Source organism: Sphingomonas citri (genome assembly GCF_019429485.1).
GTDB classification, from domain to species: Bacteria; Pseudomonadota; Alphaproteobacteria; order Sphingomonadales; family Sphingomonadaceae; genus Sphingomonas; species Sphingomonas citri.
The window spans coordinates 177,066-202,003 of sequence record NZ_JAHXZN010000007.1 but is presented as its reverse complement, the minus strand read 5'-3'; the positions used below and the strand labels follow the sequence as shown (position 1 = coordinate 202,003).

The 24,938-nt window shown below is 70.7% G+C and carries 19 protein-coding genes; 7 read left to right on the top strand and 12 right to left on the bottom strand.

Features of this window, described 5'->3' with window-relative positions:
- Together KZ820_RS17295 and KZ820_RS17290 are read left to right on the top strand one after the other, a co-directional pair.
- The coding region (locus tag KZ820_RS17295) for a ShlB/FhaC/HecB family hemolysin secretion/activation protein (protein WP_219749966.1) at positions 1-1,169 on the top strand (1,169 nt) is incomplete at its 5' end.
- Positions 1,170-1,425: 256 nt separating this feature from the next.
- Complete coding sequence (locus KZ820_RS17290; protein ID WP_219749964.1) at positions 1,426-3,720, top strand: putative bifunctional diguanylate cyclase/phosphodiesterase; 2,295 nt, start codon at positions 1,426-1,428, stop codon at positions 3,718-3,720.
- Positions 3,721-3,754: 34 nt separating this feature from the next.
- On the opposite strand, the gene KZ820_RS17285 is transcribed toward KZ820_RS17290, so the two are convergent.
- Positions 3,755-4,498, bottom strand: a complete 744-nt coding sequence (locus KZ820_RS17285; RefSeq protein ID WP_219749962.1) for a dienelactone hydrolase family protein — start codon at positions 4,496-4,498, stop codon at positions 3,755-3,757.
- A gap of 297 nt (positions 4,499-4,795) precedes the next feature.
- Between KZ820_RS17285 and KZ820_RS17280 the strand changes: the two genes are divergently transcribed.
- Both KZ820_RS17280 and map read left to right on the top strand, forming a co-directional pair.
- Positions 4,796-4,993 carry a ParD-like family protein gene (locus KZ820_RS17280; RefSeq protein WP_219749960.1) on the top strand — a complete coding sequence of 66 codons (198 nt, stop codon included), beginning with the start codon at positions 4,796-4,798 and terminating at the stop codon, positions 4,991-4,993.
- 1 nt (position 4,994) lies between these two features.
- Positions 4,995-5,762, top strand: coding sequence for a type I methionyl aminopeptidase (map, locus tag KZ820_RS17275; RefSeq protein ID WP_219749958.1), 768 nt, complete (start codon positions 4,995-4,997; stop codon positions 5,760-5,762).
- Positions 5,763-5,892: 130 nt separating this feature from the next.
- Here map and KZ820_RS17270 read toward each other — a convergent pair whose 3' ends face one another.
- Positions 5,893-7,719: an ABCB family ABC transporter ATP-binding protein/permease gene (locus tag KZ820_RS17270; RefSeq protein WP_219749956.1), complete on the bottom strand. Its 1,827-nt coding sequence runs from the start codon at positions 7,717-7,719 to the stop codon at positions 5,893-5,895.
- Positions 7,720-7,820: 101 nt separating this feature from the next.
- Between KZ820_RS17270 and KZ820_RS17265 the strand changes: the two genes are divergently transcribed.
- Complete coding sequence (locus KZ820_RS17265; RefSeq protein WP_219749954.1) at positions 7,821-8,054, top strand: hypothetical protein; 234 nt, start codon at positions 7,821-7,823, stop codon at positions 8,052-8,054.
- A 62-nt stretch (positions 8,055-8,116) separates the two neighbouring features.
- Here KZ820_RS17265 and ubiG read toward each other — a convergent pair whose 3' ends face one another.
- On the bottom strand, positions 8,117-8,869 hold the full coding sequence (gene ubiG / locus KZ820_RS17260) for a bifunctional 2-polyprenyl-6-hydroxyphenol methylase/3-demethylubiquinol 3-O-methyltransferase UbiG (RefSeq protein WP_219749952.1): 753 nt from the start codon (positions 8,867-8,869) through the stop codon (positions 8,117-8,119).
- A 52-nt stretch (positions 8,870-8,921) separates the two neighbouring features.
- Here ubiG and KZ820_RS17255 point away from each other — a divergent pair, with 52 nt between their 5' ends.
- Positions 8,922-10,217 carry an aspartate kinase gene (locus KZ820_RS17255; protein ID WP_219749950.1) on the top strand — a complete coding sequence of 432 codons (1,296 nt, stop codon included), beginning with the start codon at positions 8,922-8,924 and terminating at the stop codon, positions 10,215-10,217.
- Positions 10,218-10,336: 119 nt separating this feature from the next.
- On the opposite strand, the gene KZ820_RS17250 is transcribed toward KZ820_RS17255, so the two are convergent.
- From KZ820_RS17250 to KZ820_RS17240, 3 genes are all read right to left on the bottom strand, one after another.
- Positions 10,337-11,413 (bottom strand): glycosyltransferase family 2 protein, encoded by a 1,077-nt coding sequence (locus KZ820_RS17250; protein WP_219749948.1) that lies wholly within the window; start codon positions 11,411-11,413, stop codon positions 10,337-10,339.
- 22 nt (positions 11,414-11,435) lie between these two features.
- Positions 11,436-12,425 carry a M48 family metalloprotease gene (locus KZ820_RS17245; RefSeq protein WP_219749946.1) on the bottom strand — a complete coding sequence of 330 codons (990 nt, stop codon included), beginning with the start codon at positions 12,423-12,425 and terminating at the stop codon, positions 11,436-11,438.
- Positions 12,426-12,732: 307 nt separating this feature from the next.
- Positions 12,733-14,853 (bottom strand): RelA/SpoT family protein, encoded by a 2,121-nt coding sequence (locus tag KZ820_RS17240; RefSeq protein ID WP_219749945.1) that lies wholly within the window; start codon positions 14,851-14,853, stop codon positions 12,733-12,735.
- Positions 14,854-15,050: 197 nt separating this feature from the next.
- Between KZ820_RS17240 and KZ820_RS17235 the strand changes: the two genes are divergently transcribed.
- Complete coding sequence (locus KZ820_RS17235; protein WP_219750008.1) at positions 15,051-15,434, top strand: winged helix-turn-helix transcriptional regulator; 384 nt, start codon at positions 15,051-15,053, stop codon at positions 15,432-15,434.
- A 6-nt stretch (positions 15,435-15,440) separates the two neighbouring features.
- On the opposite strand, the gene KZ820_RS17230 is transcribed toward KZ820_RS17235, so the two are convergent.
- The 6 genes from KZ820_RS17230 to KZ820_RS22025 form a co-directional block, all read right to left on the bottom strand.
- Positions 15,441-16,964, bottom strand: coding sequence for a lipopolysaccharide biosynthesis protein (locus KZ820_RS17230; protein WP_219749943.1), 1,524 nt, complete (start codon positions 16,962-16,964; stop codon positions 15,441-15,443).
- A gap of 172 nt (positions 16,965-17,136) precedes the next feature.
- Positions 17,137-19,902 (bottom strand): DNA polymerase I, encoded by a 2,766-nt coding sequence (gene polA / locus KZ820_RS17225; protein ID WP_219749941.1) that lies wholly within the window; start codon positions 19,900-19,902, stop codon positions 17,137-17,139.
- A gap of 287 nt (positions 19,903-20,189) precedes the next feature.
- Positions 20,190-21,317 carry a serine hydrolase gene (locus KZ820_RS17220; protein WP_219749939.1) on the bottom strand — a complete coding sequence of 376 codons (1,128 nt, stop codon included), beginning with the start codon at positions 21,315-21,317 and terminating at the stop codon, positions 20,190-20,192.
- A 144-nt stretch (positions 21,318-21,461) separates the two neighbouring features.
- The gene (gene nadB, locus KZ820_RS17215; RefSeq protein ID WP_219749937.1) at positions 21,462-23,045 is read right to left on the bottom strand and encodes an L-aspartate oxidase; all 1,584 of its coding nucleotides are present in this window, start codon (positions 23,043-23,045) and stop codon (positions 21,462-21,464) included.
- A 200-nt stretch (positions 23,046-23,245) separates the two neighbouring features.
- A complete protein-coding gene (locus tag KZ820_RS17210) occupies positions 23,246-24,199 on the bottom strand; it encodes a 3-keto-disaccharide hydrolase (RefSeq protein ID WP_308462264.1) in 954 nt (317 codons plus the stop codon).
- A gap of 394 nt (positions 24,200-24,593) precedes the next feature.
- Positions 24,594-24,728, bottom strand: a complete 135-nt coding sequence (locus KZ820_RS22025) for a hypothetical protein (RefSeq protein ID WP_258046665.1) — start codon at positions 24,726-24,728, stop codon at positions 24,594-24,596.
- Between the last annotated feature and the right edge of the window lie 210 nt (positions 24,729-24,938).

The following is a 24,938-nucleotide window of genomic DNA, read 5'->3' as shown; positions in this document are numbered from 1 at the left end:
TGGTCCACGCGCTCACCGGGCGCGGCGCGGTGACGCAGAAGATGCTCGAGCGCGCGCTGCTGCTGGTCGGCGACGTGCCCGGTATCCGCGTGACCGACACCCGCTACGTCCGTCAGGACGGTTTCGGCATCCTGCTGGTGACGATCGCGAGCGACCGCGCCAGCGCCTATGCGCAGCTCGACAATCGCGGCAGCGCCGAGGTCGGCCCGGTGCGCTCCACCCTGCTCGCCAGCCTGCGCGGGCTCGCAGGGAACGGCGACGAGCTGTCGCTGATCGTCGCGCAGACACCGTTCGAGCCGAGCGAGTTCGCCTTCCTGCGCGCGCGCTACGCCGCGCTGGTTGACTCGGCCGGCTCGATACTGGCGGTGGCCGGCTCGGTGGCGCGCTCCAATCCGGGCGCGGCGCTGGCGCCGCTCGACGTCGTCGGGCGCAGCGCCGACCTGTCGGTGAGCTACACACGCGCGCTGGTGCGCACCCGAGCGCGCAGCCTGTGGGGCAATGCCGAGCTGCGCGCGGTGACGGTGACCCAGACGCTCCGCGGCGCGCGACTGCGGCGCGACCGGCTCGCCACCGCGACCGCCTCGCTCAACGGCCAGGCGACCGTCGCCGGCGGCACGCTGCGCGGCGAGCTCGCCGGCGTGGTCGGGCTGCCGCTCGCCGGGGTGAGCCACGCCGGCGACGCGCTGCTGTCGCGCGCCGACGGCGACGCGCGCTTCGTGCTGGCGACGTGGCAGATGGACTATACGCGCCGGCTCGGCGGACCGTTCAGCGCGGTGCTGGCGGGGGCGGCGCAGCTCGCCTCGCGCCCGCTGCTCGCCACCGCCGAGATCGGGCTCGGCGGCCCCGGCTTCGCGCGCGGCTATGACTATGCCGAGCGCACCGGCGACCAGGGCGCGATGGCCTCGGCCGAGCTCCGCGCCGACGCCGGGCGCGTGCTGCCGGGCGTGATCGACCGCGCGCAGGGCTATGCGTTCATCGACGGCGGTCATGTCAGCAACCTGCGCGACGGGTTCGGCGGCGGGACCCTGGCCTCCACCGGGCTGGGCGTGCGCGCCGGCGCGGGTCGGCTCGACGGCATGGTCGAGGTCGCCTTACCGCTCAACGCCGACCGGTTCGACACCGGCAACCGCCGGCCGCGCATCTCGCTGCGGCTGTCGCGGGTGTTCTGATGCGGGGTCGAAGGCAAGTTGAGCCACGTGTGGTCGCGAGCGTGGCACAGCTCCATCTCCTTACCGCAGCGACCACCCCGGCGGACGCCGGAGTCCAGGTGGGAAACGTTGGGGTAGATTCACGGCGGTTAGCTCAACTGGACCCCGGCGTGCGCCGGGGTGGTGCTTGGGGGAGAGCGGACGGCTTGGTGCAAGCTGCCATGCTCGCGGCCAGGGCGGGAGCGACCCTTCCCACGACCCGCCAGGCTTGCTCCACGTGCTGAGCCCTCGCCTTCGCGCCCCGCTGCGTCATCGCCGCGCGCTCGCGCTCGCCGCCGCGCTCACGCTCGCGCTGCTCACCGCGCTCAGCGGGCTGGGCGCGCGGGTCGATCGGCTGCTCGACCCGCCACGCGCCGCCGCCTGGGTGCGCGCGCCGAGCGGGCAGGTCGTCGTCGTCGAGATGGACGCCGCCAGCGTCGCCGCGATCCGCGAGTGGCCGTGGTCGCGCGACCATTACGCACGCGCGATCGACCGGCTGCGCGCCGCTGGTGCCGCCTCGATCACCTTCGACGTCGACTTCTCCTCCGCTGGCCCCGGCGCGGGCGACGCCGCGCTGGCGCGGGCGATCGCGCGGGCGCCCGGGCTGGTCGCGCTGCCCACCTTCGCACAGCGCGCTCGCTCGGGCGACCGCCGCACGATCGACTCGCTGCCGCTGCCCGCGCTGCGCGCCGGCGCCGCGCTCGCCTCGGTGAGCATGCAGCCCGACGCCGACGGCATCGTCCGCCGCGCGCCGTTCGGCACCGTCACCGCGGAGATGCCACGCCCGTCGCTCTCCGCACTGATCGCGCATCGCTCGGGCACGGCCGACACGTTCTTTCCGATCGACGGCGGGATCGACCCGGCGCGGCTGCCGCGGCTGAGCTTCGTCGCGGTGCGCGACGGCCGCTTCGACCCGGCGGCAGTGCGCGGGCGCGACGTGCTGATCGGCGCGACCGCGATCGAGATGGGCGACCGCTACGCCACGCCGCACTGGGGCGTGATCCCCGGCGTGATGGTGCAGGCGCTCGCCGCCGAGTCGCTGCTCGCGGGCGTGCCCGGCGAGCGCAGCAGCGTGCTGCCGCTGCTGGTGGCGTTGCTGCTCGCCGCGCCGCTGCTGCTGGTACGGCGCGGCGCGGTCGCGGCGGGAATGGCGCTGGCCGCTCCGGTGATCCTGTTCGCGCTCGCGGTCTGGGCGCAGGTCGCGTGGCGAGCCGTGTTCCCGCTCGCCCCCGCGCTGGTGCTGGTGGTCGCCGCCGGGCTGGCGCGGATCGCGCTCGACCTCGCCGGCCGCTTCGACCGCCAGCGCCGCGTCGACGAGGACACCGGCCTGCCCAACCGCCGCGCGCTGCTCCTTCACAGGGACGCCGCCGCGCCGGTGCCCTTACTGGTGGCGTCGCTCGGCAACGCCGACACGCTCGTCACGCTGCTGGGCGAGCGCGCCGGGCACGACCTGCTGCTGCGGGTCGCCGACCGGCTGCGCGCTACGGTGGGCGCGACCGTCTACCGAGTCGGCGAACGGCTGCTCGCGGTCGACGCGCCGGGCGACGACATCGAGGCGCTGGTGGCGGCGCTGCGCGCGACGCTGAACGAGCCGGTCGAGATCCTCGGCCGCCGCACTGACGCCGCGGTGCATCTCGGCGTGTCGGCTGGGGAGGGCACGATCCACGATCGGCTGGTGAGCGCGACCCGCGCGGCCGAGGAGGCCGCCGCGGCGGGCGCGTTCTGGCGCCACGCGCACGTCGATGCCGAGGCGCTGGAGCGGCGATTGGTGCTGATGGGCGAGCTCGACCAGGCGATCGCCGATGGCGAGATCGAGGTGCACTACCAGCCCAAGCTCGCGCTCGCGACCGACCGGGTTGCCAGCGCCGAGGCGCTGGTGCGCTGGCGCCACCCGACCCGCGGGATGATCCGGCCCGACCTGTTCATCCCGCTCGCCGAGCAGGCGGATCGCATCGGCGCGCTGACACTCCACGTGCTCGCGCGCGCGGTCGCCGATCTGGCCGATTGGCGCGCGCGCGGGCACGACGTCTCGGTCGCGATCAATCTCTCCGCGATGCTGATCGCCGAGCCGGCGTTCAGCGCCGCGGTCGACACGCTGCTCGATTCGGGCGCAGTGCCGCCCGACCGGCTGATCTTCGAGGTGACCGAGTCGGCCACGCTGGCCGATCCGGAGCGCGCTGCCGCCCAGCTTCGCCACTTCCGCGCCAAGGGCGTGGCGATCTCGATGGACGATTACGGCACGGGCCAGTCGACGCTGACCTATATCCGCGAGCTGCCGCTGTCCGAGCTCAAGATCGACCGCAGCTTCGTCCAGCACGCGCATCTCAACCCGGCGGACGCGCTGATGGTGCGCTCGACGATCGACCTCGCGCAGGGCCTCGGACTCAAGGTCGTGGCGGAGGGGATCGAGGAGCCCGGCTGCCTCGCCTTGCTGCGCGACGCCGGCTGCGACCTCGTGCAGGGCTATCTGATCGGGCGGCCGATGGTCGCGGACGCCTTCGTCGCCACGCTGGAGCAGCGCGCCGCGGCGTGAGGCGGGATCCGCCTGGCGCGCGCGGACCGATCGCTCATCCCAGCGCGCGGCGGTACAGCGCCAGCGTCCATGCCACGCTCTGCAGGAACAGCGCCGGATCGTAGCGCGGCCCCTCGTCGCGCAGGAAGGCGTGCGGCGCGTTGACCTCGTGCCACTCGTAGCGCGCTCCCACTTCCTCCAGCCGAGCGCGGATCGTCTCGCGCCCGGCGAAGGAGACGTGCGGGTCCTGCCGCCCCCAGACGAACATCGCCTCGGCCTGGAGTGCGTCCATGCGCGCGAGGCTGTCGTCGGCACGGCCCTCACCCAGCGTGCCCGAGTGAATGTCGGTGGCGTAGAAGCAGGCGGCGGCGCCGACGCGCGGGTCGAGCGCGGCGCGATAGGCGAGGTGTCCGCCGAGACAGACCCCGAACGTGGCGAGCCGCCCGTCGCACGCCGGGTGCGCCGCCAGCGCGGTGAGCGCGGCGCGCGAGTCGGCGTCGTAGCACGCGACCGGCTTGGTGAACTTGAGCGCGTTGCCGCGGTCGGTGCCGGGCTGGTCATAGGCGAGCACCGTGCCGGCGGGCTCATACTCGTGGTACACCTCGGGCACGGCGACGACATAGCCGTTGCCCGCCAGGAGGGTCGCGAGTCGGCGGATCGGCGCGGTCACCTGGTAGATCTCGGAGAAGAACAGCACGCCGGGGAATCGCCCGTCGATCGCCGGGCGGAACAGGTGCGTGCGCATCGTCCCCGAGCCGGGCACCGCCACGTCCTCATATTCGTCGCTGCGCACGATCATGGTCGCTGTTCCCTGGCTGTGGCGCGCCGCTGTGGCAGCGTGGCGGCGGTGGGACAAGGCGTGCGGGCAATAGTAGGTCCGATCGGCCGGGCATCTCACCCCTCCCTGTCATTCCCGCGGGAGCGGGGATCCAGACGCACAGGTCCTCGCGGGAGCCGCGGCGTCAGCGTCTATGGATGCCCGCCCGCGCGGGGAGGACGGGAGAGGGCAGGCGGAAGCCTCAAGCCCTCTTCTCTTGCCAATCGACACTATGCTCCATAAACGCTTCGTATATTCACCCGTATGAGGATCACCGCGATGGGCATCATCAAGATCGGTGACGAACTGCACGCCGAGGCGCGCCGCGCCAGCACGGTGATGTGCCGCTCGATCAACGCCCAGGCCGAGTTCTGGATGACGATCGGCATGCTCGCCGAGGCCAACCCGACGCTGAGCTTCAACGAGATCGTCCGCCGCCAATATGAGTCGGCACAGCTGCGCGCCGTCGCCGCCTGAGATGGTCAAGACGCCCGACGAACTGGCGCTGATGCGGGTCTCCGGCCGATTGCTCGCCGCGGTGTTCGAGATGCTCGACCGCCAGCCGCTCGCCGGCCTGTCGACGCTCGCCATCAACGATCTGGTCGAGCGCTACATCACCGTCGACCTGCAGGCACGCCCCGCGAGCAAGGGGCAGTACGGTTTCCAGTACGTGCTCAACGCATCGCGCAACCAGGTGGTGTGCCACGGCGTGCCCCACGCCGCCGAGATCATCCGGGACGGCGACATCGTCAACTTCGACATCACGCTGGAGAAGAACGGCTATATCGCCGACTCGAGCAAGACCTACGCCGTCGGCGCCGTTGCTCCCGCGGCGCGGCGGCTGGTGCAGGTGGCACAGGCGGCGATGTGGCAGGGGATCGGCGCGGTCCGCCCGGGCGCGCGGCTCGGCGACGTCGGCGCCGCGATAGAGCGCCACGCCAAGAAGAACGGCTATGCGGTCGTGCGCGAGTTCTGCGGCCACGGCATCGGGCGCGAGATGCACGAGGAGCCCCAGGTGCTCAACTTCGGCCGCCCCGGCACCGGGCCGGTGCTGCGCGAGGGCATGGTCTTCACGGTCGAGCCGATGCTCAACCAGGGCAGCCGCCGCGTCGACACGCGCGACGACGGCTGGACCGTGGTGACGCAGGACGGCAAGCTCTCGGCACAGTTCGAGCATACGGTGGCGGTGACCGCCGGCGGCGTCGAGGTGCTGACGCTGCGGGGTGACGAGCGCCGGGCGGCCTAGATCGTCGCAGGCTGCGAGCCGGTTCGTGCTCCGGCGAAAACCGGAGTCCAGGGCCGAAAGCGATCATTCCGTGACCCTGGACTTCTACTCGCACGTCAGATCGTGGTCGGGTGAGCGACGGCCGCGAAGACTACGCCACCGCGACGGGCGCCTCCTCGGCCTCCTCGCTCTCGGCCGCCTGACGCGCCCACATCGAGGCGTAGAGCCCGTCGCGCGCGAGCAGCTCGGCGTGGGCCCCGCGCTCCACCACGCGACCCGCCTCCAGCACCACGATCTGGTCGGCGTGGACGATGGTGGAGAGCCGGTGCGCGATCACGATCGTCGTGCGCCCGCGCTCGATCGCGGCGAGCGTCTCCATGATCTCGCCCTCGGTTCGGCTGTCGAGCGCGCTGGTCGCCTCGTCGAGGATCAGCAGCGGCGGGTCCTTGAGCAGAGTGCGCGCGATCGCCACGCGCTGCTTCTCGCCCCCCGACAGCTTGAGCCCGCGCTCGCCGACGCGCGTCCTGTAGCCCTCGGGCTGGCGCTCGATGAAGCCGGCGATCGCCGCGCCGCGCGCCGCGGCGGCGACCTCGGCCTCGCTCGCACCCTCGCGGCCGTAGGCGATGTTGTAGCCGATCGTGTCGTTGAACAGCACCGTGTCCTGCGGGACAATGCCGATCGCGGCGCGCAGCGTGTCCTGCCGCACGCGCGCGATGTCCTGCCCGTCGATCGTGATCCGGCCCTGGTCGACGTCGTAGAAACGGTAGAGCAGCCGCGCCAGCGTCGACTTGCCCGCGCCAGAGGGACCGACCACCGCGCAGGTGGTGCCCGCGGGCACGTCGAGGTCGATCCCCTTGAGGATCGGCATGCCAGCGTCATAGCCGAACGCCACGCCCTCGAAGCGGACATGCGCGTCGCGCACCGCCAGCGCGGGCGCGTCGGGCGCGTCGACCACCTCGGGGGCGGTGTCAATCAGATCGAACATCGCGCCCATGTCGATCACGCCCTGGCGGATCGTGCGATACACCATGCCGAGCAGGTCGAGCGGGCGGAACAGCTGCGACAGCAGCGTCGACACCAGCACCACGTTGCCCGCGGTGAAGCGCCCCTGGCTCCACCCCCAGGCGACCCAGGCCATGCCCGCGGCGAGCATCAGGTTGGTAATCAGCGCCTGGCCGATGTTGAGCCACGCCAGGCTGTTCTCGCTCTTCACCGCGGCCTCGGCATAGGAGCGCATCGCGCCGTCGTAGCGCTTGGCCTCGCGCTCTTCGGCGCCGAAATACTTCACCGTCTCGAAGTTGAGCAGCGAATCGACCGCATGCGCCACCGCGCCGGTGTCGAGGTCGTTCATCCGCTCGCGCAGCGACGAGCGCCAGTCGGTGACGACGCGCGTGAACCAGATGTACAGCGCCACCATCGCCAGCGTCGCGACCACCAGCGGCCAGCCGAACTTGACCTGGAAGATACCCAGCACCAGCACCAGCTCGAGGATCGTCGGCGCGATGTTGAACAGCAGGAAGTAGAGCATCGTGTCGATGCTCTTGGTGCCGCGCTCGACCACCTTGGTGACCGCGCCGGTGCGCCGCTCGAGATGGAAGCGCAGCGACAGCCGGTGGAGATGCCGGAACACGCGCGCCGCGAGCCGCCGCGTCGCCTCCTGACCGACCTTCTCGAAAACGGTGTTGCGCAGATTGTCGAACAGGGTGGTGCCGAAGCGCGCCGCGGCATAGCCGACCACCAGCAGCACGATCAGCGTCACCGGCGTGGTCGGCACCGCCATGCCGTCCACCGCGCCCTGGAGCGCGAAGGGGGCGCCATAGACCTGCACCAGCTTGGACGCGACCACCAGCGCCAGCGCGCCCGCGACGCGCAGCTTCATCCCCGGCGAGTCGCTTGGCCAGAGATCGGGGAGGAAACGGCGGAGCGTCGGCAGCAGCGGGCGCTCGGTGCCGGGGGCGGCGGGACGGTCGGGAGGCATGTGGCTGAGATGTCGTGTGCCGGAACGGGAGCGTCAACCGCCGGGTCAGAATCGGAACGCCGCGCCGCAGCGATCGTTTTTCACGACGAACGGAGGCGGTGATGGACGCGGTGTTCTACGTGATGGCGATCATGGGCTGCGGCGACGGCGCGAGCGCCTGCGCCGAGGCGCGCGTCGCTCCCGCGCATTACGCGACGGTGCAGCAGTGCGAAGCGGCGATGGCCGACGTGCTCGCGCGCAACACCGACCTGGATTTCCCCGTGGTCAGCGCGGCCTGCCGGCGCAACGGGGCGCAATGGGTCGATCGCGGCGGATTGGGCAAGCGGCACGGGTGAGCGAGGCTCCTACCACGCGCGGCACCTAAATCCTCCTCGTCCGCGGCGAGGGTTGAGCGGTCCTATCGCACCGCCGTCACGAAATAATCGAGCGCGGTCGAGCTCCCCAGTGCGAAGCCCTTCGTCCCCAGCGTCAGCCCGGTGACGTCCACCACCCGCAATCCCGCCTCCGCGATCATCGCACTCAATTCATCGGGCGTCAGGAACTTGTCCCAGTCGTGCGTGCCGCGGGGAATCTGGCCGAGCGCTTCCGCCGCCTCGACCAGCGCGGCGCGCGACAGCCAGGTGCGGTTGGGCGTGCTCATCACCAGCAGCCCGCCCGGCGCCACCGCGTCCGCCAGCCCCGCGACGAAGGCGCGCGCGTCGGCGACATGCTCGACCACCTCGAGCGACGCGACCAGGTCGAAGGTCTCGCCCGCCACCGTCTCGACCCCGCCGGCGCGATAGTCGATCGTCAGCCCGCATCGCGCGGCATGATCGCGTGCCACCGCGATGCTTTCCGCCGCGGCGTCCACCGCAGTCACCGCCGCGCCCAGACGGGCCAGCGGCTCGGCGAGCAGCCCGGCGCCGCAGCCCATGTCGAGCGCGCTCTTTCCCGCCATAGGCACGAACGAGCGGTCGTCGAGGTCCCAGTGGCGGTCGACCGCGGCGCGCAGGTAACGCAACCGCACCGGGTTGAGCCGGTGCAGCATCGCCGACGACCCCGCCGGGTCCCACCAGTCGCGCGCCAGCCGACCGAAATGGGTCGCCTCCTTCGCCACCACCGAGGCGTGATGCGGCGAAGTGGTTGCGGTTGTTACGCTTGCGTCGGTCATGCGCGCTTCCTATCAGGACGCCCCTCTTCACCCAAGGCGTTTGGACACGGCATTGGCGCGGATCGTCATGAAGTTCGGCGGCACCTCGATGGCGGGCATCGAGCGCATCCGCTCGGTCGCGGCGCGGGTGAAGCGCGAGGCGGCCGCGGGCAATCAGGTGGCAGTGGTGGTCTCGGCGATGGCGGGCGAGACCGATCGCCTGGTCGGCTTCTGCCGTGAGGCGTCGCCGCTGTACGACCCGCGAGAATATGACGTCGTCGTCTCCGCGGGCGAGCAGATCACCAGCGGCCTGCTCGCGATCGCGCTCCAGGCGATCGACGTGCCGGCGCGCTCGCTGCTCGGCTGGCAGCTGCCGATCCGCACCGACACCGCCTTCGCCAAGGCGCGCATCGACACGATCGACACCGACGCGCTGGAGGAGAGTTTCGCCGCGGGCGCGGTGGCGGTGATCCCGGGCTTCCAGGGCGTCGCGCCGGGGCAGCGCATCACCACGCTGGGACGCGGCGGCTCAGATACTTCGGCGGTGGCTGTGGCGGCGGCGATCCGCGCCGACCGCTGCGACATCTACACCGACGTCGACGGCGTCTACACCACCGATCCGCGGATCGTGCCGCGCGCGCGCAAGCTCGCCAAGGTGACTTACGAGGAGATGCTCGAGCTCGCTTCCGTCGGGGCCAAGGTGCTCCAGACCCGCTCGGTCGGGCTGGCGATGAAGGAGAAGGTCCGCGTCCAGGTGCTGTCGTCGTTCACCGACGCGGACGCACCGATGGCGGACACCTTGCCCGGGACGATGATCGTGGGCGAAGAGGAGGCAGCTTTCAAGGAGAATGGGGACGTGGAACGCCAGCTCATCACCGGCATCGCGCATGACAAGAACGAGGCCAAGATCACGCTGACGCGCGTGCCCGACCAGCCCGGCACGGTGGCGAGCATCTTCGAGCCGCTGGCGGCGGCGAACATCAACGTCGACATGATCATCCAGAACATCGCGCACCAGAGCGCGAGCAACGGCGCCAGCAGCACCAGCGCCACCGACGTGACCTTCACCGTACCCGCCGCCGACCTAGCGCGCTCGATCGAGGCGCTCAACCAGTCGCGCGAGGCGATCGGCTTCGGCGAGCTGATCCACGACACGCGCGTGGCGAAGATCAGCGTCGTGGGTGTCGGCATGCGCAGCCACGCCGGCGTCGCGAGCACGATGTTCACCACGCTCGGCGCGCGCGGGATCAACATCCAGGCGATCTCGACCAGCGAGATCAAGGTCTCAGTGCTGATCCACGAGGACGAGACCGAACTCGCCGTGCGCGTGCTCCACACCGCTTACGGGCTGGACGCCGAGGCGGCGTAAGCGCCGCCGCTCGGTCACTAAAGAAAGCGCGTGGGCTGACCTTCACCCTGCCGTCATCCCGGCCTTGTTCCGGGCTGACGACACCTTGCGCAAGGTTCGCTCAGCAGGAACTCAGCTCCTCACACTCCCACCCGCTCCCCCGGCAACGTCGCCTGGAAGCCGAGCGTGGCACGACTGCCCGGCGTGCCGGCGACGTCGGCGATGAGGTACAGCGGCCGCCGCTTCGCCTCGATGTAGAGCCGGCCGAGATACTCGCCGATCATGCCGAGCACGAACATCTGGATCGCCGACAGCACCACCACCACCAGCATGGTCGAGGTCCAGCCCTGCACCCGCTCGCCGCTGAAATAGCCGTAGCCGATATAGACCAAAAGCAGCAGCGAGCAGCCCGCCAGCATGACCGACAGGTGACTCGCCCAGCGCAACGGCGCGGTGGAGAAGCCGGTGACCGCATCCAGCGCCAACCGCATCATCTTGGCGAGCGGGTAATTGGTCTCGCCGGCGTGCCGCTCGGCGCGATCGTATGCAAACGGCACCTGGCGGAAGCCGACCCAGGCGACCATGCCGCGGATGAAGCGCGCCTGCTCGGGCAGCGACAGCAAGGCATCGAGCGCACGGCGCGTCATCAGCCGGAAGTCGCCGGTATCGAGCGGGATCGGCGTGTCGGTGACGCGGTCGAGCACGCGGTAGAAGGCCGCTGCGGTCGCCTTCTTGAAGAAGGTCTCGCCCTCGCGCTTGCGCCGCACCGCGTACACCACGTCGGCGCCGTCGCGCGCCATGACGGTACGCATGTCGGCGAGCAGCTCGGGCGGATCCTGCAGGTCGGCGTCGATGATCAGGATCTGCTCGCCCGCGCACAGGTCCAACCCGGCGGTCAGCGCGAGCTGGTGGCCGTGGTTGCGCGACAGGTTGATCGCGACCACGCGCGGATCGGCCGCGGCGAGCCGCTGCATCGCCGCCCAGCTGCCGTCGCGCGAGCCGTCATTGACCAGCACGATCTCATGGTCGTCGCCGACCGCCGCACGCGCCGCGGCGCTGACGCGCGCGTGAAGCAGCGGCAGCGTCGCCTCCTCGTTGTAACAGGGCACCACCACCGACAGCGCGGGGCGGGGCCGCGCGGTCGCGAGCGACCGCGGGAGGTCGGGGAGAGCGGCGGCCGGCGGCGTGATCGCGGGCGGAGGCGCGGGCGGGAACATGGGTCTTCGCCATAGCTTACCGTCACTCCTTCGTCACGACCTTTACCAGCCGACCCGGTGTGAGCCGGACGTCGTCGTCGAGCGCGTTGAGTGTCAGGAAGCGCTCGCGCTGGAGCGAGTCATACGCCATCTGGCGCGCGAACGTGTCGACCGTGTCCCCCGCCTTGACGGTGCGGATGCGGATCCGCTTGCCCGCGCCTTTCGCATCATAGGCCAATCCGTCGAGCGCGCGCAGGAAGGCGGTGTCCTCGGGCGGCGGGTCGAGCATCGGCTTGCCGGTCTGCTGCGCGAGCTGCGCGGCGCGGCGGACCCGGTCGGCGCCGTTGGGGTGGGTCGAGGCCCAGGTGGGCAGCTGCTGACCGCTGCGCCCCGCCGCAGCCGACTGGAGCCCGGTTTCGGCGTCGAGCGAGGCGAGCATGTCGGCGGCGGCATAAGGGTCGTAGCCCGCCGCGGTGATGTAGCGCACCCCCAGCGCGTCCGCGGCATATTCCTGCTCACGGCCGTAGCGCAGCGTGTAGAGCTGCGCCCCGCCGCGCGCGACCGTGCTGGCGAGTTGCCCCGCCGCGCCGTTGCCCGCGACCGCGCCGACCACGCCCGCGAGAACGCCGCCGATCGTCGCGGTGCGGTTGCGCGAGGCGCTGTGGCGCGCCGCGACATGCCCCACCTCATGCCCCAGCACCGACGCGAGCTCGGCCTCCGAGTTCATCAGCGCGAGCAGCTGGCGCGTGACATAGACGTAGCCGCCGGGGATGGCGAAGGCGTTCTCGACCGGCGAGTCGAGCAGCGTGATGGTGAAGTCGCTCTGCGCGTTCGAGAGGCCCGACTGGACCGCGACGCGCCGCCCGACGCGCTCGACCAGCGAAACCTGCGGCCCGCTGTAGCGCCCGCCGAATTCCTTGACGAGCTGCGGATCGGCCTGCGCGCCGGTGGCGCGGTCCTGCTGCGAGATCGACTGCGCGGCCGCGGGCGCCGCGGCCACCAGCGCGGCGGCGAACATGAGCTGTCGGTACATGGCTGGTCCTCCCGTCGCGGCATCAATGCCACAGCCGGCGAGCGGTTGCAGCGGGTCGGCGCCGGCGGGTGAACCGATCTGGGGAGATGGCGGGGCGTGTTGCTCCCGTACCGAGTGGCCATCGGTCTTAGCCGCAATCTCTGCGTGGCTCGCACGCGGCCAATCCTAGCGTCATCCTGAACTCGTCTCAGGATCCACCCTTCCGCGCATGCCTGAGCGGCGGAGTAGGTGGCACGATGGATCCTGAGCCGAGGTCAGGATGACGGAAGAAGGAGAGTCGTGCACGGGCCGTAACGCCCGCCGATCCTCACACCCGCTCCGCCGCGTTGACCGCCTCGGCGGCGCGCAGCGCGGCGAGCAGCCGCATCAGCTGGTGCGCGTCGTGCACCTCGACGTCGATCAGATTGGTGTGGAAGCGCGAATCGCGGTTGTCGAGCCGCAGGTTGATGATGTTCGCCTTGTGCTGGCCGATGATCGTCGCGAGCATGCCCAGCGCGCCGGGCTCGTTGCGCACCTCGACCGAGATGCGCGCCGTCGCCCCCTCGGTCGCGTCGCCCCATTGCACGTCGATCCAGTCGGTCTCGTCGTCGGAGCGCTCGGCGAGGTCGGCGAGCACGCCGCAGTCGATCGCGTGCACCTCGATCGAGGCATCGGGGCGGCGCAGGCCGATGATGCGGTCGCCTGGCACCGGGTGGCAGCATTCGGCCAGCTCGTAGGCAACGCCCGGGGCGAGCCCCTCGATCGAGATGGCGCTCGACTGCGGCGGCGCCTCCGCCACGTCGGCCCCCGCCGAGCCGGGCATCAGCGCCTCCATGACCTGCGCGTCGGAGAGATGTCGGCGCGCGATCTGCTGGAACAGCGCGGCATCGTCCGGCAGCTTGAGCCGCTTGAGCGCTTCGTCGAGCGCGCTGTCGGCCAGTGCCGCGGGCAAGCGCTGGACGATATCGTCGAACAGCTTGCGCCCGAGCGCGATCGTCTGCTCGCGCTCGGTGTTGCGCAGGTGGCGGCGGATCGCGGCGAGCGCCTTGGCGGTGATCGCCACCTTGAGCCAGGCGGGCTGCGGCGTCTGCGCCTTGGAGCGCAGCACCTGCACCTGGTCGCCGTTCTCGATCACGGTCGAGAGCGGCACGACGCGGCCGTTGATCTTTGCCCCCACCGCCTGGTCGCCGAGATCGGTGTGGACCGCATAAGCGAAGTCGATCGGCGTCGCGCCCTTGGGCAGCTGGATCAGCTCGCCCTTCGGCGTGAAGGCGAAGATTCGATCCTGGTACATCGCGATGCGGGTGTGCTCGAGCAGCTCCTCGGGCGTCGCGGCGGTGTCGAGGATCTCGACCAGGTCCTTGATCCAGTCCTGCTGCGAATCAGGGCGCAGCGCCGCGGCGCCGCCGACCGACTGTTTGTACGCCCAGTGCGCCGCCAGCCCGAACTCGGCCTCGGCATGCATCGCGGGGGTGCGCAGCTGGATCTCGATGCGGCGGTTCTCGGCGTGGATCACGCTGGTGTGGAGCGAGCGATAGCCGTTGCGCTTGGGGGTGGAGATGTAATCCTTGAACCGCCCCGGCACCATCGGCCAGCGGCGGTGGATGATGCCGAGCGCGCGGTAGCAATCCTCCTCGGTCGGCACGATCGCGCGGAACGCCATGATGTCGGACAGCTGCTCGAAGCTGATGTGGCGCTCCTGCATCTTGCGCCAGATCGAATAGGGGTGCTTCTCGCGCCCCGATACCTGCGCCTCCACCCCGGCGCGGCCGAGCAGCAGCTTCAGCCCCGAGCCGATCTTGGCGATGCGGTCGCCGCCCGACCCTTCCTTGAGCTGCTCGAGCCGCTTGGTGATCGACTGATACGCCTCGGGCTCGAGCTGTTCGAAGGCGAGCGTCTGCATCTCCTTCATGAACTCGTACATGCCGATCCGCTCCGCGAGCGGGGCGTAGATGTCCATCGTCTCCTTGGCGATGCGGCGGCGCTTCTCCGGCTTGGGGATGAAGTGGAGCGTGCGCATGTTGTGCAGCCGGTCGGCCAGCTTCACCAGCAACACGCGGATGTCGCCCGACATCGCGAGCAGGAACTTGCGCAAATTCTCGGCGGCGCGCTCGTTCTCGGTCTGCGCCTCGATCTTGCTGAGCTTGGTGACACCGTCGACCAGCCGCGCGACGTTGCCGCCGAAGATCCGTTCGATCTCCTCGGGCGTCGCGACCGTGTCCTCGACCGTGTCGTGGAGGATCGCGGTGGCGATCGTCTCGTCGTCGAGCCTGAGCTCGGTGAGAATGCCGGCGACCTCGATCGGATGGCTGAAATAGGGATCGCCGCTGGCGCGCTTCTGCGTCCCGTGGGCGTTGACCGAGAAGACATAGGCACGGTTCAACATCGCCTCGTCCGCCTCGGGATCATAGGCGAGCACGCGATCGATCAGTTCATATTGCCTCAGCACCTATCCAATGTGCTTACATCCACGGTGACAATGCAACAACGATGCCGAAAAAAACGTGTCGGCGTGTTGCTTGTCGTGCCGCGCGGCTATCGCGGGCGCGGCCGCCGGGTTAGCGTCGCGCGACGGAGTGGCGTGTGGAACAGCGGCGTTTGCGCGAGAACCTGACCGAATGCAGCCTGCCCGCCGCGCTGGAGGCGATGGGGGAGCGCTGGGCCTTTCTGATCCTGCGCGCCGCCTTCAACGGGCTGCAGCATTTCGAGGAGTTCCAGCAGGAGCTGGGGATCGCGCGCAACATCCTGGCCAACCGGCTCGCACGCTTCGTCGCGCACGGCATCATGGAGCGCGGCGCGGTGCCCGAGGATCGCCGCAAGGTGGTCTACCGCCTCACCGACAAGGGCTGGGCGCTGCTGCCGACGATGGTGGCGCTGCGGCAATGGGGCGAGCGCTGGGAGACCGGTTGCCCCGCCTCGCCGGTGCTGGTCGACGTGCGCGACGGGCGCCCGATCCGCCCCGTCGCGGTGCTGAGCCACGACGGCCGCGCGCTCGGCCAGGGCGAGCTGCACTGGGCGCTGCTGGAATAGCCGGGCCTAGCGGATGAAGCTGCCCTCGTTGGGCAAGGTCGCCTCCTCGGCCGTCGGCATCTTGTTGAACAGCGCGCGATCCTCGGGTCCGAAGGCGTAGCGCCAGATCACGAACAGATAGGCGCCCATCGTCGCCACCACGCCGACCGACACCTGCATCCAGCGCCATCCCGGCGGCAGCAACGTGAACGCGCCGCCCACCGCGCCGCCCGCCAGCGCCGCCCATAGCAACGGCCAGCGCATCGGCGACACCGGCGCGCCGAGCAGCCGCCCGAGCACGCGCGCTTTCACGAACGAGGTGAGCAGCAGCACCAGCAGCAGCGCCACCGGCGCACCCGCGGCCTGCTCGGTGACGCCGTAACCGGCGTCGCGGATCAGCAGGATGAAAGCGAAGGACAAAGCGATCTGGATCACCAGCATCGTCGCCGAGATCAGTAGGTTGCGGTGACGGGCAAGGTACACCAGCGCCGATTCCGCCACCGCCCCGGTGGAGGCGCACACCTCGGCGAACAGCAGGAACACCATCGCCGCGGCGCCGCTGGTGAACTGCGGGCCGATCGTCGCCATCACCGCCTTGCGCGGGATCGAGGCGGTGAGCGCCAGCGCGAGCTGCGCCGCGATGATCCAGAACGCCACCTGGCGCACCTGACGCGCGATCGCGCCGAGATCGCCGCGCGCGATGCTCCGCGTCACCACCGGCCCCAGGATCGGGTCGAAGCTGGTCTTGAGCCGCTGCGGCAGCGAGGCGACCTGCTGCGCCATGTAATAGATGCCGACGACGTTGGGCGCGAACAAGGTGCCGAGGATGAGCCGGTCGACGTTGCGGCTGCCCCACTCGAGCGCGTCGGCACCGGCGAGCGGCGTGTTGGCGCGCGCCATCTGCCACAGCACGCTGAGGTGCGGCGACCAGCCGCTCGGCACGCCGTAGCTGCGCAGCAGCGGCACGATGCTCGCGGTCAGTGCCGCCACCATCGACGCGACATAGGCGAGCACCAGCCCGTCCTTGAGCGTGAAAAAGGAGAAGAGAAAGGCGAAGATCGACAGCGTCCACGGCTCGACGATCGCGCGCGCGGTGACGCTGGCCTTGACGTCGTGGCGATAGGCCAGCGCGGCGAGGCTGACGTCGCTCAGCGCGGGCGCGAGGATGATCAGCGGGAAGAAGCGGTCGAGGCCGCCGATCGCCGAGTTCGGGTACATCGCCTGGGGAAAGGTGAACAGCACCGCGCTGGCGATCAGGCTGGCGACCAGCGCGAGCGCGAGCGCGTCGAACACGACATGGTTGTGCGGCCGCTTCGCCGAGGACAGCGCCTGCGCCAGCCCGCGCTTGAGCCCCAGCGTCGCCACCAGCGCGGCGAGCTCCACCACCACCACCGCGATCGCGAACCGCCCCACCAGCGCCGCGCCATAGAGGTGCCCCGCGATGAACAGGAAGGGGATGCGCGCGCCGAGCTTGAGGATGAACCCCGCGACATTGGTGCGCCCGCCCTTGGCGAGCGCGGCGATGTCGTCGGGCTGGTCGGTCGCGGTCATGCGGGGCGGGGCCTTGTCTGCCGGGCCCACGCAGAGCGGTAACCTCTAGCGCTGCCGTGCTCCCGGGGACGCGGGAGCCCAGGGCCGCGAACGCCGACGCGTGCGGCCCTGGGGTCCTTCGTGCGCAGGAACACGGACAAAGACGCGCCGCCGGCTGCCGGTCGTCGAGCCCTCAATGCGCCGCCCCCCAGCTCGCACCGACGCCGATCTCCACGCCCAGCGGCACGTCGAGCGTCACCGCCGGCTCGGCCGCGGAGGCCATCACGCGCTCGATCACCGGGCGCGCCGCGTCGACGTCGCGCTCGGGCAGCTCGAACACCAGCTCGTCGTGCACCTGGAGCAGCATCCGCACATGCCCCAGCCCGGCCGCCGCCAGCGCCGGCTCCATCCGCGCCATCGCGCGCTTGATGATGTCGGCGCTGGTGCCCTGGATCGGCGCGTTGATCGCGGCGCGCTCGGCGCCCTGGCGCTCGTGCTGCACCTTGCTGCGGATGCGCGGGAAATGCGTCTTCCGCCCGAACAGGGTCGTGGTGTAGCCGCGCTCGCGCACCTGCGTCAGCGTCTCCGCGATGTAGCGGTTGATGCCGGGGAAGCGCTCGAAATAGCGGTCGATCATTGCCTGCGCCTCGTCGGCGGAGATATCGAGCCGCCCGGCCAGCCCCCAGCGCGAGATGCCGTAGAGGATCGCGAAATTGATCGTCTTGGCGGAGGCGCGCGTGTCGCGCGTCACTTCGCCGAACAGCTCCTGCGCGGTGAGGCTGTGGATGTCGTCGCCGCGCGCGAACGCCTCCTTGAGCTGCGGCACGTCGGCCATGTGCGCGGCGAGGCGCAGCTCGATCTGCGAGTAATCGGCGGCGAGGATCACGTTGCCCGCGTCGGCGACGAAGGCGTCGCGGATCTGGCGCCCGGTCTCGGTGCGGATCGGGATGTTCTGGAGGTTGGGATCGGTCGACGACAGCCGCCCGGTCTGCGCGCCCGTCAGCGAGTAGCTGGTGTGGACGCGGCCGGTGGCGGGGTGGATCTGCTCCTGCAACGTGTCGGTGTAGGTGTTCTTGAGCTTGGTGAGCTGGCGCCAGTCGAGCACGCGCGCGGCGATCTCGGCACCCGGCGAATCCTTGTCGGCGGCGAGCCGCTCCAGCTCGTTGACGTCGGTGGAATAGACCCCGCTCTTGCCCTTGCGCCCGCCCTTGAGCCCCATCCGCTCGAACAGCACGTCGCCGAGCTGCTTGGGGCTGCCGATCGTGAAGGGGCCGCCGGCGAGCGCGTGCACCTGCGTCTCCAAGCCCGCGATCTGCTGCGAGAACTCGTCGGACAGCTGCGCCAGTCGCTCGCGGTCGACCTTGATGCCGTGGCGCTCCATCCGCGCGATCACCGCCACCAGCGGGCGGTCGACCATCTCGTAGACGCGCGTCGCGCCCTCGATCGGCAACCGCGGCTTGAAGCGGCGCCACAGCCGCAGCGTGACGTCGGCGTCCTCGGCGGCGTAGCGCGTGGCGGCTTTGAGATCGACCTCGTGGAAGCCGAGCGCCTTCTTGCCCGTGCCGACCACGTCCTTGTAGGCGATACAGCTGTGCGAGAGGTGCGTCGCGGCGAGCTCGTCCATGCCATGGCCGTGGCGCCCCGCGTCGAGATCGAAGCTCATCACGATCGTGTCGTCGTAGGGCGCGACGTCGAGCCCCAGCCGCCCCAGCACGATCAGGTCATACTTCAGATTGTGCCCGATCTTGAGCACGCTCGCGTCCTCGAGCAGCGGCTTGAGCCTGGCCAGCGCGAGGTCGCGGTCGAGCTGCGCGGGCTTCTCCGCGAACATGTCGCTGCCGCCGTGGCCGAGCGGGACATAGCAGGCCAGATTGGGCGCGAGCGCGAGACTGACCCCGACCAGCTCGGCCAGCATCGGATCCTTGGCCGTGGTCTCGGTATCGATCGCGACCCAGCCCTGGTGCCGCGCGACCTGGATCCAGCGGTCGAGCGCGGCCTCGTCGACCACGGTCTCGTAGCCGTCGTGGTCGCAGGCGGGCTCGTCGTCCTCAGCGGGGGCGCCGACGGTCTCGGGCTGCGTCGCCTCGGCGACCTCACCGAGCCGGGTGAGCAGCGAGCGAAACCCGTGATGCTCGAGGAAGGCGCGCAGCGGCGCCTGCGGGATGCCCTCGGCGGGCAGCGCGAGCGACTCGAGCGAGTCGGGCAGCGGCACGTCGCAGGCGAGCTCGACCAATTGGCGGCTCATCCGCGCCGCCTCGGCGTGCTCGATCAGATTGTCGCGCAGCTTGCCCTTCTTCATCTCGGGCGCGGCGGCGAGCACCGCCTCGACGTCGCCGTGCTCGACGATCAGCTTGGCCGCGGTCTTGGGCCCGACCCCGGGCACGCCGGGGACGTTGTCGACGCTGTCGCCCATCAGCGCGAGCACGTCGCCCAGCTTGTCGGGGCCGACGCCGAACTTCTCCACCACCGCTTCGGGGCCGAGCCGGCGGTTGTTCATCGTGTCGAGCATGTCGACCGAGGGATCGGTCATCAGCTGCATCAGGTCCTTGTCGGAGCTGACGATGGTCACCTGCCAGCCCTGCGCCAACGCGGCCTTGGTGTAGCTGGCGATCAGGTCGTCCGCCTCCCAGCCCTGCTCCTCGATGCACGGCAGCGAGAAGGCACGCGTGGCGTCGCGGATCATCGGAAATTGCGGGACGAGGTCCTCGGGCGGCGGGGGGCGATGCGCCTTATACTGGTCGTACAGCTCGTTGCGGAAGCTGGACGAGCTCTTGTCGAGGATCACCGCCATGTGCGTCGGTCCGTCGGCCTTGTGCAGCTCGTCGGCGAGCTTCCACAACATGGTGGTGTAGCCGTAGACCGCACCGACGGGCTCGCCGTGCTTGTTGGTCAACGGCGGCAGCCGGTGATAGGCGCGGAAGATGTAGCCCGATCCGTCGACGAGATAGAGGTGCGGCATCGCGCTGCCCTAAACCGGATTGGCCCTGTGGGAAACCGGGGTTGTGGTCGGCGTGATCCTCCCCGGTAAGGGGAGGTGGCAGGCCGCAGGCCTGACGGAGGGGTGATCCGGCTGGTGAGTGTCGCCGGACTCACCTCTGGCGATATCGCTCCGTCAGCGCTGCGCGCTGCCAGTGCGGGCGAGATGGTGTCCCCCGGACACCATATTGGCTTGCCGGGGGGAAGCCAAAGCCCGCACTCCCCCTGCGCGGGAGGATCGATCGTCCGCGAGACGCCCCCGCCGCCAACTCACGTCCCGTCCTCGTCGCCGCCGGTCGCGCGCGGCTGCGCGCCGGTGAGCGCGGCGCAGACGTTCTGGATCAGCTGCTGGCGTAGCCGCATCGGCGCGGCGGTATCGCCGATCATCACCGCGATGGCGTAGCGGCGCCCGTCCGGCGCGGTGAGCAGGCCGACGTCGTTGAAGCCCGCGTTGCGCGCGCCGAAATCCTGCCCGGTGCCGGTCTTGTGCGCCACCTTCCAGCCCGGCGGCGTGGCGGCGCGCAGCCGCGCGTGGCCGGTGCGCGACGCCGCCATCGTGTCGAGCAGGATCCGCGTCGAGGTCTCGCTCAGCAGCTCGCCGCGCGCCAGCCGCGCCAGCGCGCCAGCGATCGCCACCGGCGCGGCGCCGTCGGGCGGGTTGTCGATGTAGCGCTGCAAGGCGGCGCGGCGCACCGCCGGGTCGAGCCGGGCGCGTGCCGCCTCGAAGCCGCGCCCCAGCGCCATCGACTGGCTCCACGTCAGCCCCGCGGTGCCGCTCTGGAGCAGCCGCTCGCCCGGGCCGAACTTGATCGCGCCGAGCTGGTGCTTCTCGATGAAGCGCCGCACCGCGGCCGGGCCACCCACTACCGTGAGCAGCCGGTCGTTGGCGGTGTTGTCGCTCTGCGTCAGCGCGCGGGTGAGCAGCCCCCCGACCGTGGTGCGATAGCCGTTGGCGCCGACCAGTCCCGCGATCGGCTGGTGGAACAGCGTGAGGTCGTCGCGCGTGACCAGCACCGGGTCGTCGAGCGTGAGCCTTCCAGCGTCGCGCTGCGACAGCACCGTCATCGCCACCCAGGTCTTGCTGACGCTCTGCTGCGGCAGGCTGAGATCGCCGCCTTGCTGCACCACCCAGTCCTCGTCGACCGCGACGATCGCCGCGCCCGCCTTGCCCGGGAAGTTGCGGATGAGCTGCTCGATACGTGCCTGGAGCGCGCGGGGCGCGGCCGAGCGGCGCGGCGGCGGAGGTGGCGGCACGACGGCGAGCGGCACCGGGATCGACACGAGCGGCCTGGGCGGCGCCGCGGGGATGAGCGCGGAACCTGCCCCGGCGCCGCAGCCCGCGATCAGCAGCGACCAGGCGATGATCGCGGCCCGGCGCCCGAAAGTCTTACTACCCATGTCCGCCGCCACCAACCCCGCTTGACTCGCGTCTGTGGACAATAATGGCGCGGACACAAAGTGCTGCGACTCGCCGCTGCGACGATCCTTGGCCGCGGCGCGACGAACGGTGCGGCGGGGGTCGGGCGCGACCGGCTCCATGGCTCAGGCGCGCGGGACCAGCACGGTGTCGGCGGGCGCGTCGAGCGTGTCCGGCCAGTCGAGCGTATAGTGCAGCCCGCGGCTCTCGTGCCGGTGCAGCGCCGAGCGGACGATCAGCTCGGCCACCTGGAGCAGGTTGCGCAGCTCGATCAGGTCGGGGGTGACGCGGAAGTGGCCGTAATAATCCTCCACCTCGCTGCGCAGCAGGTCGATGCGGTGCTGCGCGCGCTCGAGCCGCTTGGTGGTGCGGACGATCCCGACATAGTTCCACATGAAGCGGCGGATCTCGGTCCAATTCTGCTTAATCACCACCTCCTCGTCGGAATCGGTGACGCGGCTCTCGTCCCACGCGCGCACCGCGGGGGGCGGCGGCAGCGCGTCCCAATGCTGCGCGATATGCTGCGCCGCCGCCTCCCCGAAGACGAAGCATTCGAGCAGCGAGTTGGAGGCGAGCCGGTTGGCGCCGTGCAGTCCCGACTGGGTACACTCGCCCGCGGCGTAGAGCCCGGGCAGGTCGGTGCGGCCGTCGCGGTCCACCACGATCCCGCCGCAGGTGTAATGCTGCGCCGGCACCACCGGGATCGGCTGGGTCGTCATATCGATGCCGAGCCCGAGCAGTTTCTCGTGGATGTTGGGGAAGTGCGCGCGCACGAAGTCGGCGGGCATGTGACTGATGTCGAGGTGGACGAAGTCAAGCCCGTAGCGCTTGATCTCGGCGTCGATCGCGCGCGCCACCACGTCGCGCGGGGCGAGCTCGAGCCGGTCGTCGTACCACGGCATGAAGCGCCGCCCGGTGGTGGGGTTGATCAGATGCCCGCCCTCGCCGCGCACCGCCTCGGTGATCAGGAAGTTCTTGACCTCGAGATGGTACAGGCAGGTCGGGTGGAACTGCATGAATTCCATGTTGGCGACGCGCGCGCCCGCGCGCCACGCCATCGCGATCCCGTCCCCGGTGGCGCCGCGCGGCGCGGTGGAGAAGAGATAGGTCCGCCCTGCCCCGCCGGTCGCCAGGATCGTCGCGCGCGCGGTATGCACCTCGACCGCGCCGGTGCGCCGGTCGATCGCGTAGACGCCCCAGACGTTGCCCGCGCCCGAGTAGCGTTCCTCGTGGCGGCTGGTGGCGAGGTCGATCGCGACCTGGTCGGGCACGAGCGTGATATTGGGATGCGCCTCGGCGGCGCGCTGGAGCGCCTCCTGCACCGCCCAGCCGGTCGCGTCGGCGACGTGGACGATGCGGCGGTGCGAGTGGCCGCCCTCGCGCGTGAGATGGAGCGCGCCGCCTTCCTCGGCGAAGGGCACGCCCAGCGCGCGGAGCCGCGCGATCGCGGCGGGCGCGCGCTCGACCACGAACTCGACGATGGCGCGATCGTTGAGCCCCGCGCCGGCGACCATCGTGTCCTCGACATGGTGCTCGAACGTGTCGCCGGGTTCGAGCACCGCGGCGATCCCGCCCTGCGCCCAGGCGGTGCTGCCCTCGTTGAGCGCCCCCTTGGCGAGCACGGTCACGGTGAAGCGATCGGCCAGGTTGAGCGCCGCCGTGAGCCCGGCCGCGCCCGAGCCGACGATCAGGACATCGCTCTGCGTCATGCACTTAGCCCGCGAATGTTGCGAATGTTGAGCCGCTGGCGCGTGTCGCGCGAGATGTGAACGTTGAGTCGGCGGCGGGGGCGCGGGTGACGGTCGGGCTCGGGGCAGGACATGACGCCCATGTGGCACAGCTACGGGCAGTTAGGACAGCGCGAGTTGCTCCTCCACTCTTCCCCGGCACGGGGAGGAGTTGCTGCGCCTCACTCCTTCGCCACCACCTTCGGCAATCGATCGATCGGCTCGACCGTGATGTCGCGGAACCAGGTCTCCGCGCCCTCGGACTGGAGCTGGACGCTGCCATGCGTCAGCGGCGTGCGCTTTCCTGCGGCGTCGACCGTCGCCAGCCCCTCCACCACCATCACCGGCACGCCGTTGACGACGTGCACCGCGCGGTCGCCGAGCACGTAGAGATCGAGCGTGTTCCACTGTCCCGCCGGCCTCTCCGCGTCGCGCGCGTTCTCGACGTTCCAGATCAGCGTGCCGTTGACGATCTCGACCGGAGCGCCGCCGACCCGGTAGCGCACGGGCGGCGAGACGAGCGACGGGTCGAGCGCGGCGGTGGTGCGCAGACGCACGTCGCGCCCTACCGCCACCGCCATGCCGGTCGAGCCCTGCATGATCTCGAACTCGACCGAGGGCTGCCACGTGCCGAACACCGCGCCCGGTGCGCCATGGGTGTGGTAGAGCAGCCCGTTGTTGGGCGGCTGGCCGAGCCGCGGCGCCCAGCGCTTGGCGCCCCAGCGATAGTGTAGCCGCAGGTGGTAGTCGCGCAGGTCGGCGTCGTGGACGAGCGCGCCCCAGGTCTCGCCCTTGACCCACAGCGCGGGGCGGCCGTCGATCCGGCGGATCGCGAAGTCGCCGGCGGTGTCGCGCGTGGTGCCGATCGACGTCGCGCCGGGCTGGTTGCGATAGGTCACCGACGGGTCGGGATAGCCCAGCCACGGGTGCCAGCCGGCGAGGTCGCGCCCGTTCAGCAGCGCGCGTGCCTTGCCGGTGGCGCGCGGCACGTCGACGAGGACGAGCGTCTGCGGGCGCGCCACGGTGTTGCCGACGATCGCGCGCGTCTGGGCGAGCTGCTCGGGGGTGGCGGGCGCCTGCGCGGCGGCGGGGGCCGACAGCGCCGCGACGGCGAGCCCCATCAAGATCGGTCGCACGCTGTTCCCTTCCCGTGGCGTTGTTTGCCGGGAGGTATCGCAGGCGCACGTCGCGAGAACAATGGGTTGTGGGAACGTTCCCGGCGACGATGGCTCGGCTCTAGCAGCAGAGCCTTGCCACGAAGGAGCACCATTTACGCGAGCCATGCTACGGCAGCGTGTCCCCCTTGCTCTCCACCGTCATTCCCACGAAGGCGGGGATCCATACACGCTGACGTCTCGCCTCTTGGCGGAACCTGCTCGTCTGGATCCCCGCCTCCGCGGGGATGACGAAAGTGGATGGTGCGAGAGATGGAAGGTCAGAGGTAATGTGGGGCTGCGCGCCGCGCGCCGCGCGTCCGCGGCGGTGTCCGCGCAGCCTCGATGTCTCGCGATCGCCGCCCCGTCTCGACCGTCAGCGCAACACCCACTCGCCCAGGAACACCACCGCGTCGGCGGCGAATTGCGCGAGATAGACGGCGGCGGTGAAGGCGGCCGCCGCCCCGACCACCACCGCCCCCTGCTCGCCGACATGTTTGATCGTCGTCATGGCACATCCTCTCCTCTGCGGAGCCGGTGCCACGATTCCCGGGGTCGCCCGGCTCGCCTCCTCATATAGCGATTCGTTTCGGGCTTGACCATCGTGCGGCGCAGCATGGGTGCGGCGAGCGGAGCGGGCCGTCGCTCACGAAAAAAGGCCCGGTATGTCGCCATACCGGGCCGAGGAGCGTCCGCAGGAGGAACGTCGTGGGCGGGCGGC